The sequence below is a fragment of the Clostridium sp. HBUAS56010 genome (assembly GCF_007115105.1).
Taxonomy (GTDB): Bacteria; Bacillota; Clostridia; order Lachnospirales; family Lachnospiraceae; genus Lacrimispora.
The window spans coordinates 198,600-211,573 of the sequence record NZ_SULJ01000007.1 but is presented as its reverse complement, the minus strand read 5'-3'; the positions used below and the strand labels follow the sequence as shown (position 1 = coordinate 211,573).

General features: G+C 34.5%; 7 protein-coding genes. 6 read left to right on the top strand and 1 reads right to left on the bottom strand.

Going from position 1 to position 12,974, the window contains the following annotated elements; all coding sequences use genetic code 11:
• The first annotated feature begins 120 nt into the window (after positions 1–120).
• Complete coding sequence (locus FAY33_RS12860; protein ID WP_143321625.1) at positions 121–651, top strand: hypothetical protein; 531 nt, start codon at positions 121–123, stop codon at positions 649–651.
• Here FAY33_RS12860 and FAY33_RS12855 read toward each other — a convergent pair.
• Positions 648–878 carry a hypothetical protein gene (locus tag FAY33_RS12855; RefSeq protein WP_143321624.1) on the bottom strand — a complete coding sequence of 77 codons (231 nt, stop codon included), beginning with the start codon at positions 876–878 and terminating at the stop codon, positions 648–650. The two genes, FAY33_RS12860 and FAY33_RS12855, sit on opposite strands and share 4 nt — an antisense overlap.
• A gap of 131 nt (positions 879–1,009) precedes the next feature.
• On the opposite strand from FAY33_RS12855, the gene FAY33_RS12850 reads away from it, so the two are divergent.
• The 5 genes from FAY33_RS12850 to FAY33_RS12830 all read left to right on the top strand — a co-directional run bounded on the left by FAY33_RS12850 (position 1,010) and on the right by FAY33_RS12830 (position 12,910).
• Positions 1,010–7,270, top strand: coding sequence for a phage tail tape measure protein (locus FAY33_RS12850; protein ID WP_143321623.1), 6,261 nt, complete (start codon positions 1,010–1,012; stop codon positions 7,268–7,270).
• A gap of 587 nt (positions 7,271–7,857) precedes the next feature.
• Positions 7,858–8,646, top strand: coding sequence for a phage tail domain-containing protein (locus tag FAY33_RS12845; RefSeq protein WP_143321622.1), 789 nt, complete (start codon positions 7,858–7,860; stop codon positions 8,644–8,646).
• Positions 8,646–11,486, top strand: coding sequence for a phage tail protein (locus tag FAY33_RS12840; protein ID WP_143321621.1), 2,841 nt, complete (start codon positions 8,646–8,648; stop codon positions 11,484–11,486). The genes FAY33_RS12845 and FAY33_RS12840 overlap by 1 nt, the downstream gene beginning before the upstream one ends.
• Before the next feature lie 80 nt (positions 11,487–11,566).
• Positions 11,567–12,319: a hypothetical protein gene (locus FAY33_RS12835; RefSeq protein WP_143321620.1), complete on the top strand. Its 753-nt coding sequence runs from the start codon at positions 11,567–11,569 to the stop codon at positions 12,317–12,319.
• A 132-nt stretch (positions 12,320–12,451) separates the two neighbouring features.
• On the top strand, positions 12,452–12,910 hold the full coding sequence (locus FAY33_RS12830) for a type II toxin-antitoxin system PemK/MazF family toxin (protein ID WP_143321619.1): 459 nt from the start codon (positions 12,452–12,454) through the stop codon (positions 12,908–12,910).
• Positions 12,911–12,974 lie beyond the last annotated feature (64 nt).

The following is a 12,974-nucleotide window of genomic DNA, read 5'->3' as shown; positions in this document are numbered from 1 at the left end:
ATAAACTTAAATCGGCATTAGAAAATGAGTCGCCTATATTAAGTGAAAATACAGAAAATAATTCTCTATAAATCTGGGATTTGCTCGTAATTAAAAATCAATCGTAAAGGAGCTTTAAACATGAACGAAACATATACAGACGAGTATTATAACAAAGATGGTACCGTACCTGACACAAAAAGAAAAATTATAGACCTCCTGTCAAGATCTAATTATTCTATATCTGAAACAAGAGGTGTTTTTGCTTCTATAATTGAACAACTCGAAAGATTTATGCCAGTAACTTCTGATTTAACAGACGATAAAAAACGCATTAAATCTTGTGGAAAATATCTTGAGCTTTCGCCAATCAAATATCTTAATATTGATGGTGCAATACGCAAAATAAGTTTATATTTTTATGATGAAAACGGAAAACGTTATACTCCAGGAAATATAGCAATTGATATTAAAATTTTTGATAAAAATGAAAATGAACTATCATTAAATTATGCTGAAATATTAAATGTGGATTTTAGTACGTCTTATATTTCGTTTAAAACAAATAACACGGAAGCAAGCGATAAAATTGTAAAAGTCAAAATTAGTGATATGAATGATGAATCTGTTACAGTAGAAACTCAATTTCTAATTAAGGATTTTCTTGATTAGATATTTTTAGTGCTGTTTATTTTAATTTCTTTTGCGTAGGAATGTTGATCTGCATAATCCTCAATACTTATTCTAAAATCTTCATATATGCTAAAATATGCCTTAATCATTTCGTCTCTATCTCGCTTCATACCGTCAAATGAATTTTCTATGGAGAAGATTCTATTTTCTCTGATATACTCCAGAGTAAGTTCACGGGCTAATTGATGAGATTCATATAAACTCATATTTGCTACATCCAAAATAATTGATGATTGGATTATATCATATTTTAAGAAAATTATAAACAGCAAATATTCGACACTGCCCCTTTTCTGTGGCAGTTATTTTTATGTCAAAAATCAGAAAGGAGCAATAAATGGCTGATAATATATCACTAATTCTTCAAACGATGATTGATTCATCTAAATTGAAGGGTGAGCAATTACCAAAATTAATTGCGCAGGTTAAGGATCAATATAAATTAAAACTTGGCGTAGATGTAGACGATAAAACGGCAACAAAATATGCAAATCAACTATTTAAGATACAGAATAATTTAAATCAGATTGATAAAGTTACTTTTTCCAATCAAATTCAATCATGGAAAAGAGTTAATTCAGCAGCCAAAGAACTTTACCCCAGTCTTGATAGAATACTTTTAGAATTACAAACAGTAAATGACAAGGCAGGATTAACTAACTTACAGAAACAATTTAGAGGGGTAAAAGCTAAGGCAGATTCACTTGGAATAACAGGTAAGAATCTCGGAGACACCTTCGTTTCTAGTGGGAGAAAATTTTTAGAGTGGACTATTACAGCAGGTAGTATTATGACAATTATTCAATCGTTCAAAGAGATGATAACCAATGTTATTGCCCTCGATACTGAATTAATTGATTTAAAAAAGACTACCGATGCGACTTCACAGCAATTAGAAGATTTCTATTATAATTCCAATAATACTGCAAAACAATTAGGAATAACTACGAAAGAAGTAATATCCGCAACTAGTGCGTGGTCGAGATTAGGATATTCTATCAAAGATGCCGAAACCCTTGCGAAAAATTCAGCTATTCTTAAGAGTATATCTCCTGATTTAGACATAACAAAAGCCACAGACGGATTGGTCAGTTCTCTCAAAGCATTTCGATTAGAAGCCGATGACTCGCTTGATGGAATCATATCAAAAATAAATGTTATCGGTAATACACAAGCGGTAGACAACGGTGACATCGTGGATATTCTAACAAGATCATCTTCTGCAATGGTTGAAGCAAACAATACTTTAGAACAAACAATTGCTTTAGGAACGGCTGCTACAGAAATCGTTAGAGATAGCGCATCTGTTGGCACAGCTTTAAAGACAATTTCCATGCGGTTGCGCGGATATGACGAAGAGACACAATCGTACACCAATAATATCGAAGATTTAACTGGTAAAATTGCAGATCTTACAAAAACCACATCTACCCCCGGCGGCATCAGTCTATTCACTGACAATACGAAAGAAACCTATAAATCTACTTATCAGTTATTAGAAGATATAAGCAAGATTTATGATCAACTTACCGACAAAGATCAAGCACAGTTACTTGAAGCCATAGCCGGTAAGCGTCAAGGACAAATTGTTGCTGCTATGTTAAGTAACTTCAGCGCGGCAGAAAAATCTATGGATTCAATGGCTAATTCCGCTGGTGGCGCAATGCAAGAAATGGAAGTAATCTATGATAGTGTTGAATATAAACTAAATAGGTTATCTCAGACTGGTGTTGGTATATCACAAAATCTCTTTAACAGAGAAGATATTAAGGTCGTAATCGATTCATTAAATGCTTTGGGGGAATCGCTAGACTTCGTAACATCAAAATTAGGGCTGTTTGGATCTATTGGTGCTATTGGTGGCGGTTTTTTTGGTATTAAATCAGGGCTGGATTTCGCAAGCTATAGTGATAAAGATGGTTTCGGAGGAATTCTATCTTCTATAAAAAAAATAAATGAATCTGTTTCAGACGAATTAAAAAATTCATTTTCTGAATTAGATGTTGAGTTAATTAAAAATTCTGAAAATGTATTAGATTTAGCTTATACTCATAATATTGCTAAAAAGTCAGCTATCGATTTTATGGACGGAATTAAAGATGGTTCTATCCAGTTAAAAGAAGGACAGACTGTTTTACAGGGTTATCAATCTTACCTCAAATCAACATCTACTGCTCTCTCACTAGCCGACGTAAAGACCAAGGCACTTTCCGCTTCCATGAAAATTTTATCTACCATAGGTTGGATGGCAGCTTTCACTCTCGCAGCTAAAGCGATAGAAGGCGTTATTGGGCTAATTAGCGACTATATCAATAGAGTTGAAATTGCAAAAGAAGCAATGGCCGACGCAAAAAACAATTTTGAATCTGTAAGTTCCGAACTAGAAAGCATAAACAAAGAACTTGCCACAAATAGGGATAGAATTACAGAGCTCAATGGAATGTCCTCTCTCACATACGTTGAACAGAGTGAACTTGATAAGTTAAAAGATGCTACGAAAGAACTGGAACGTCAAAGAGACATTAAAAACATTGAACTAAAACGTGCTGCTGAAGATTTATCTGACGCTAATCGAAAAGCATTCAATGAGGAGTATGGTGATGATAATTTTAGCTATGCAGATGTAGAGAAATTAAATTCTGAATATGGTTCTTTGTCATTATCTCCTACTGTTGATGTATCATTGGCACAAGAGGGTTTAGAAGGGATAGCCGCAGCATTAATTAAAATTAAAGATGCTAAAGCTGAAGCAGAAAATTCTGGTGATGATGAATGGATAAATTCCCTTACTGAGAGAGAAGATTATTTCAAGAAACAACTAGAAGATAATCTATCATCCATTCAATCATACCGTTCTAATCTCACCGATTTAATGAATTATCGTGAACTCACAAGCGATGAACAAACATTCTATGATAATCTTGAACAAGGTATGCAGCTAATTTATCAGTTTACCGATCCGTCAGCCTGGAATCAAATTGAATTTGACCAAGTATTTAATACGGATGGCATTGAGAAAACAAAGGATGAATTGGTCGCATTAGCTCAAGCCGGTAAACTGGATGAAGATACTTTAAAAGGTTTTCCTGTTTTATACGGGGCAATTTCTAACGGCAATTTGATATTAAAAGATGGAGAATCGGTAACGTCTTCTTTTATTGGAGAAATTGAGGCCCTCTCTGATACCACTGAACAGGCCGGGGCAAAAATCAGTACATCTCTTTCCAAACAAGACGTAATCGCCAATATTACCTCTTTGTCTGAAGGTTTTGAGTCCCTTGATAAGATTATGAGTAGCATGAAAGGAAAAAATCCTTTTGACTACGCATTGCTAGATGACAAGAAATTTAAAGATACCTTTGGCGGACTAGATGAAGCATATACGGACTTTGTCGAAAAGATATCCTCATCTCCTAAAGATATTAAAGCTAATCAAGAAGCCTTTGATTCATTATTGACGGCATGGATTGATGGTTCTGGAGTACTTAATAATCTTACTGAGGAGAATGCCAACTTAGCGATATCTATGCTTAAAAACATGGGTGTTACCAACGCTGAAGAAGTTGTTACTAATAGATTAGCTATTGCTCATGAAAAATTAGCTGCCGAAAAGTATTACAACGAAAATGCTTCAGATTCATTGTATAACGCAACCATGTCTGAAATTGATGGCTTTGTAAATGAAGGCATTGCTGCCGGCGTATCTGAACAAGCCATGTCGTTATTAGCCCTAGAAAAGTTATCGGTAAACGACATTAAAATTGATACTGCCAGCGATATTGATCAGGTTATCGCATTGGCAAACGCAGCCGGCGCAAGTACGTCAGCATTAGATCAATTAGCCAGAGCCAAAGCCGCCTTTGCTAGTATAGATTCAGCAATTGCTAAAGGTACTGCTCAGTTAGCAAACCCATCATTGGGATCCCCTATTGCCGCTGGATTAACAATGGCTACTGAAATGTTGAATTCAAATACCATGGCCCAAATTACCGAAGCACAAAAAACGCTCGAAGATATAGAAAATGGTACTTATGATTTCGGTGTAAATTTAAATCCAGATAATTTTAAGAAGGCAACATATGGTGGTGGGACAAAAACAAACAAAGCTGGCGGCAAAGAAAAGACAAAAAAGGATACTTCGGAAGTATTTGATTGGGTATCCGTAGTAATAGAAAGAACCAAGGAAAAAGTAGAAGATTTACAAAATCAGATCAACGACACTTCTAATTGGAAACCGAAAAATGCTTTAACTGATACTGCGATATCGGAGATGTCGAAACAACTTGAAGCATTACAGTCACAGGCCGACACATATCAGAATGAAGCAAATAAATACAGCGAAAACCTCTCTCCTACCTACATAGACAAAATCAAGAATGGTACTCTTGAAATTGAAACCGTTACTGATGAAGTAATTGCCAAAAATATTAAAAGCTATCAGGAATGGTATAACAAAGCCGAAGATGTTCGGAAGCAAATTGATGATACCAAGAAATCTATGCAAGAATTGGCAAAGTCGAAATTAGACAACATCATCAATGATTTTGATAGTCTTGTTTCTCTTATGGATAAATACTCTTCTTACAGCGAAAGTCTTATCCAGTTGCAGGAAGAACTTGGGGAATCTGTCTCTGATGTAGATTATAACGGCTTAATTAACCAACAAGAAGCAATTTATAATGAACTTCAGAGCAAATATGATTCTCTAAGCAAAGAGCTATCTAAAGCCGTTAGCAGCGGAGCAATCAAGGTCGGCACAGAGGAATGGCGAAAGTACCAGAGTGAATTAGTTGGCGTAAATTCAGAAATGAATGAGACTGTTTCTTCTATTAACAAGTTCAGGCAATCCATGGTTAATCTCTCATTTCAGGATTTAGAAAAATTTGCAGATGCTACAGACAGGATAAATAATGGCTTTGAAACCATGACTAATCTTATCGGTAGTGATGGACTTATGAAAGATGGTATGATTACGTCAAAGGGGTTGGCACAAATCGCCATATACGGTAAACAACTTTCTAATGCTAAACAACAAACTGCCGAATATGCAAATGCCATTGATTCGTTGAATGAGATGTATGATAACGGTTCTCTCACTCAATCTGAATACAATGAAAGATTAAATGAGTATACTAGTGCACAGTTATCCGCGGCACAAGCAACAAAAGACGCTCAACAGGCCATTTTACAGTTTAGATATGATGCAATCCAAGCACAGATTGATGATATGAATGATTTAATCAGTGCTAAAAAAGAAGCATTACAGGCCGAAAAAGATTATCAGGATTATCTTGAAGAAATTAACGGCAAGCAGAACGATATAGGTAATCTACAAAAGAAAATTGATGAGTTATCATTGTCCACTGATAGACGCGACATCGCTCAAAGGTTGCAGCTTGAAGCAGACATGGTTAAAGCCAAAGAAGAACTAGCTAAAACACAAGCTGATCACGCTTTTGATAAAACTCTTGAAAGCCTTGATAAGCAAGGAGAAGAATATGAGAAAGCTAAAAATGATGAACTTGATACTTTAAAATCTAACACCGACGCACAGGAGAAAGTAATTGAAGATTATCTTGGACAGGTAAAAGATAATTATAAAACTGTTTATGGTACTCTTACACAATATGGCACAGATTATAACATTACTATGACAGATGAATTAACATCTCCATGGGATTCTGCTGGTAGTGCTGTAGAAACATTCCAGAGTGCAGTATCCGATGCTATCTCACAGATTAATATTGATATTGCAAATATTGACTTGTCAAAGCTGACTGAAATGGTAAGTACAATGTCTGGATTTTCTGCTAATGGTTCTGGTGCCTCATTCGAAGATGTTACTAGTGATGGCACATGGCAAAAGACATCTAAGGGTTGGTGGTATGGTAATTCTGATGATGATTATGTATCCGATGGAATTTATACTATCGGAGGTAAGCAGTACAATTTCAACGAAGATGGATATATGAAATCTGGTTGGGATGAAAGTTCGGGAACATGGAGATATTTTGAGCCTGAAAACGGGCAAATGGTTAAGTCTGCTTGGAGAAGATCAAAGGACGGTAAGGACTATTATCTCAAATCTGATGGTTCTATGGCTACAGATATGGCCGTTAAATCAAAGTCTGGTGATGGTTATTACTACTTAAATGATGAAGGCGTATGGGACGGAAATTTACTATCTTATGAAGAAGTTAAACAGAGAAAGATTACTGTTGGCTATAAGAATGGTACACAGAATTCTAAGTCTGGATTGAAGTACGTCAACGAAGACGGGCCTGAAATGATAGTAACTAAAGACGGCACAGTGTTAAATTCTGTCGGTGGAGATACTATTTTCCCGAATGACATGGTTGAGAAATTGTGGAGCATGGCAGATAATCCTATTAAATATATGTTGTCAAATATGCCGAAGTTTGATTACAATGCGATACCTGCAAACAATCAGACTAAAAACGATATAAAACTTGATGTACAGTTTAATGTTCAGGGCGATGCAAATCAGAATACATTGGCAGAGTGTAAAAATATGTTAGAGGATTATGGTAAAAAAGAGTTTCCGAAACTTGTTAACGATAGTCTTGTTAAGCGTTAAAATGGTAGGTTAGATTGTGGCAGAAAAATAGCACCCATTTATTTGGATGCTATTTTCCCCACTATCTTCTCTTACCGTAATTTAAGTGTGTTGTTTACAATCGACCAAATTGTAAAACTAGAAAGTATTTTGTATAACTAGATACTGTTTGTTCTTTTTAATAATACTCTTATTTTTTATTTTTGTCAATAGCGTGTTTTCTTCACCTGTTTCACGATACCTTATCTACTCACAACACAGGATTTTAATTCTAAGAGAAATGGTCAGTCTCTCTGTTGTAGTTTAAAATCGGTTCGCAGATGAATACTAACACTTATAATGTTTCTTTAGTTAAGTACTACTTATTTTTGTAGTCTCTGTACAGTTTGTACGCAAAATCCAGTACAATAACCACAGCGGAGACTACTGAACAAACGTTATCCACAATTTCTAGTCCTTTCACCTATGCCGTGAAGGTATGATTTATTTTACCATAATTATCCAAATAGTGACAGTCTGAACGTAAGTTCGTAAAAAACCGAATATATAAAGTCGGTTTATTGATGACTTTTTATTATAAAATTTAGAATCAGAAGGAGGTATATTGATTGCACAGTTTATTTACATTTGGTGAGAACAGTAGTGATGAATTTGGCGTTATAGCTGTTTATTTTGAAAATCTAAAATATCAGGGATTATATAGTGGACAGTCTACTAATCTGGAAACTGAAAAGTCTGGCAAGTCAATTGAGTGGGAAATCATTTCACAGGATTACGACAAACCTATGGAATTTACTTTTGGACTAATAAATGAGGACGCTTCGCCAATCAGTCAAGAACAACAGCGTGCTTTATCTAAATGGTTATGTAAAAGAGGAATCTATAACTGGTTATTTATACAAGACGAGTATTATTCTGATATTTGGCTCTACTGCAACATTCATAATCCCCAAGTTTGGGCGGTAAATGATACTGTTGGTATGCAATTCACAGTTACCACATCTTCTGCTGTTGCGTTCTCCGAGGAGCATGAATACTACTTCTCTCTTACCAATGATAGCAAAACTATTAATGATTTGTTTATTGTAAATGATGAAGAAATTGCAATACCTCCTTCTATTGAAATAACTATTGAGGAGACGGGAAATCTTGAAATAAGTAATGATCAAGAAATCGACACTGGATATAAGACTATCATCAAAAATGTGGTTGCCGGTGAAATTATCACTATTACATATGACGGACAAATTCAATCGAGTAATTCAGCACATGACATTATTAATGACTCAAATTTAAAATGGCTGAGATTCTATGATGGAAATAATGTGCTTACTTTTAATCTTAAATGCTCCGGTGTAATTAGATATAGAGAATATAGAAAGTTGGTGGTATTCTAATGAAATTTAATTTTGATGGATATAATAAACCGCAGATTCCAAGGGTATTCCTCTCCTACCCAAATAAGAAATTAATATGTCAACTAAACGCCAAGAATAAGAAATCCGAATTTTTGGTTGTTGGCATATCGAGTTTTAAATTTTCAATATATCAGTACCATGAAAATGTTCAAAACGAGGGGTTTGATAAGATATCGGTCGGCAAATATATTTGGCTAGAAGACAACGGCTGGTATAGAATCAAAGAGATTAATCGTGTAGACGAGGGGAATAATCCACGTCTTGAAGTTTCGTGCTATGATTTGGCTTATGAATTAAAGCAAACATATCTCACCTCATTCGGCTCCATGGGAACTGAAGATGATGAACAAGGTGGATTAGATCGGTATGCCTTGTATGATGCTGGTGATAAGTCACATAGCGTCGCTCATATATTTATGGATAAAAATCCCGGCTGGAAATTCAAATATATTGATCCTGCTATTTCCAAGAATCGTCGCAGTTTTGACAATGACAGCGTCACATCATATGACTTTCTAACTGGTGATGTGGCTGAAACATTTGAGTGTATTTTTAAGTTTGATAGTAATGATAGAAGCGTAAGTGTTTTTAAGGTCGATAATATTGGTAAACAGATTCCACTTATTATGTCATTCCGCAATTTAGTCAAGGAACTAAACATATCCTGGGATGAAAATGATATAAAAACTAAATTGTGTGTAACAGGTGGCAATGATGCAAGTGGAACAGCTTTATCAATAGCGTCCGTTAATCCCTCTGGCAATAACTACATAACAAATTTCAGCTATTTCTATGAAGATATGAGTGCTGCATTAAAAGAGAAACTGGAAGAATATTATCAAAAGATGGAAGATAGTAAAGGGCTTATTGCTACTGCCCTCTCTCAATTAAAAACGCTGCAAGATGAATTAGATAGCCTGAACAATAAAATGCCATCTAATGAATCAAGTATAACATGGTCAGAATATGGACTTGTTGGATTAAAGGCAAAGGCAAGCACATATAAAGAACAGATGTCTGTATTAACTGATAAGAGAAATTCTGATCCGGTGGCACAAACACAGTATAATAACTATAATACTCTCTGGAATGCTGTAAATAATGAGATTGTAGTAAGGCAAACACAGATTACGGCAAAAGAAAATCAGATTAAAACGAAGCAAACGGAAGCACAGTCGTATGTGGTTAAAATTGATGAGGTACTCGGTGAAGACTTATATGCAGAACTTCAGCCATTTGCTAGAGAAGACAATTTATGTGACAGTTCATATATTGCAACTTCCACTATGACTGAATCTGAAATTTTGGAAATGAAACAGGATTTATATAATCATGGTGTAGAAGAATTGAATAGGGTATGTTATCCACAATTTGACATGGAAGTTAAGGCGATAAATTTTCCAGTATTGTTCAAGTACAAAGAATATACAGATGAACTTGAATTAGGCGATATTCTTGTAATCAAATATTCGGATGATGACTTTATAAGAGCCAGACTTCTTGTTATGGAAATTGATTGGGAAAACTTTAAGAATTTTAAACTGACATTCAGTTCGAAATCAATAGTAACAGGTGGATTATTTATATTTGCTGATTTTTTCAAGATGGCCAATAGAGATAATATCTCCTTGAAATATAAAACGTCTGGTTGGAATCAGGCTTCAAAACAAGCTAACGAAGCATATTACAACACTAACTTAAAAGAGTTTCTGGATTTAAGTTTGCAACAAATCGAAGCCAACGGTAAAAATCAGGAAATATTAATTGATAGTACCGGCCTACTGTTAAAGAAATGGTTACCAGACGAAAATAAATATGCTCCAGAAAAATTATGGATTACAAACAGGCAGATACTACTTTTTGAGGAACCAGATGGTACAAATTTAAAAGAACCTAAAGTGGCAATAGGCAAAATATCGGTTGAAAAGAATGGCACTCTTCATACTGGGTATGGTGTTGGTGCAGAGTTGTTAATCGGAAAGTTCATAATTGGAGAAAGCCTTTTTATTCAGAACAAGAATAATACTCTTACACTCGACGATAATGGTTTTACTGCTTCAGCAACTAATGGATATAAGGTACAAATTAATCCAGATAATCCAAATGAAATATTCGGTATATCTTTAAATGGAAACAACCTTTTATATGTCGATGCCGTGAAAAATAAGTTAATATTCAAAGGTAGGGCTGAGATTGATGAAGGATTAATTGGCGGTTGGGAAATTGCCGCTAACAAACTTTCGTCTGGCAATGTGGGAATGAGTTCCGATGCTACTGCTGGGGCAGTTGCTTATTGGGCGGGTAATACAAATCCTAGCATTGCTCCGTATAGAGTAAATAATCTAGGAGAATTTGTTTCATCTAAGGCTGATATTTCAGGAAAAATCACTGCAACATCTGGTCAAATTGGCGGGTACACGATTGAGGGGAATATATTACGAGGAACCTCTGCGTCTTATATCATTGGTGGAAGAATTAATATCAACAATGGATATTTTTACGCAGGTGATAATGAAGTCTATATAGGTGACTTTGTTAACACTTATACAAACAGATCTTTATTTATGTCTATTGATGAATATACTGGAATGTCTGCTAAAACATCTTCAAACAGGTTTGCTTTATGGGGCGGATATAATGGCGGCGGGTTTTCCGATATTTCTAATTATGTATTCGCAGTAAGTGGGGTTCAAGTATACGCAAAGGAACTATCAATTACAGGTGATTCGTGGTGGGAAAATTGGACTCTTACAAGAACAATGAAAAGAGTTTTTGAAAGGCTGGATGATTTAGAAGCTGGAATGAGTAGAAACCCATAATTACAATTGACTTATTATATTTGTATTATTATAATAAATGTATATAATATAGTAATACAAATATAAGGAGGAATTATTTAATGAAAAAATTATATGTATTTCTTGCGTCAAGCATTTTATCATGTGTATTAAGCATAACTGCATTTGCTGGAGAATGGAAACAAGATAATTCTGGTTGGAAATATTATAATGACAATTCTTATATAGAAAACTCATGGAAGGAAATCAATGGACAATGGTATTACTTTAATGAAAGGGGATATATGTTGAGCGACACTACAACTCCAGATGGGTATGCAGTCGGAAAATCAGGAGAATGGATTCAACCAAAACAAGATATAATAAATAGCAGCGAAAAATATTCGTTTGATTCAGACGGACTATGGGTAAATAAAAATAAGATTCCAGAAGGTGAATATATTTACTATCCGCAAATTGCAACAAAGGAACCAATAGTAAAAGGTTCTTCGTGTATAGCAGGTAATTTCAATTATATAAAATTATATTCAGACGATATCGTTAAAACTGGCACTTATATTCCCGCAAGTAAATCAGTAGAACTTGATATATCACATCAAGGTATGTTTTTAGTTGGCAAGGATATAAAAGCCGGAACATATAACCTAAAAGGAGTAGAATCCGATGGGTCAAAACTTGTGATCCCCACATGTATTGTTTATAATTCAATTCCATCTAAAAATGACGAAACAGCACCTCAAAAAAATGTGAGTAAAGATTTTTCTGTTGGGAAATGGACAAGAAATACGATAACAGTCACCGATGGACAATATATCCAGTTAATTGATGCATCAGCAGATTTTGTTAGACCGTAACATTAAGAGAGTAGAAATTTTCTACTCTCCTTTGCTATTCTCCCCTCTTCATAAGAACCTACGTTCCTGTAGAAATATGGAAAATTATGGTATATAATTGGAAGTATTGCTGATGATAGGGGGAATGGGAGTATGACAAATAAATTTGAGAATCTATATAAGTGGTCAGCGCATAAACTAAGATTACAGGAAAAATTTTTTAAAAACGATCAAAAGAAGGCAAAATATCCAAGAGGTGCAATATATGCATGTTATCTTGGTGAAAACATAGGACATGAAAAAAGCAGACTTGAAGCACGTCCATGTTTAATTGTATCCAGCAATGGAATTAATTATAAAAGCACTAACGTAATCATCGTACCTTTGTCGAAAGATATAAAATATAAAGATGATTCCAGTACAGAGTTAAAATATGATTGGCATTATGTTTTGTACAAAACTAAGTATAATAAACTTAGCTTTGATTCTGCAATTCAATGTGAAGATATACGATGTGTTTCAAAGTCAAGATTTGGAAAGTTTATTACTAAAATATCTGATGATGATATGTTGGAAATAAAAAAGCGTTTAAAAAGTACTTTACAAATTTGATGTAATAGAATATAATTTAATTACAGGATAAATATATTTTATATAGCCTTCCTTAAGCTTAAGT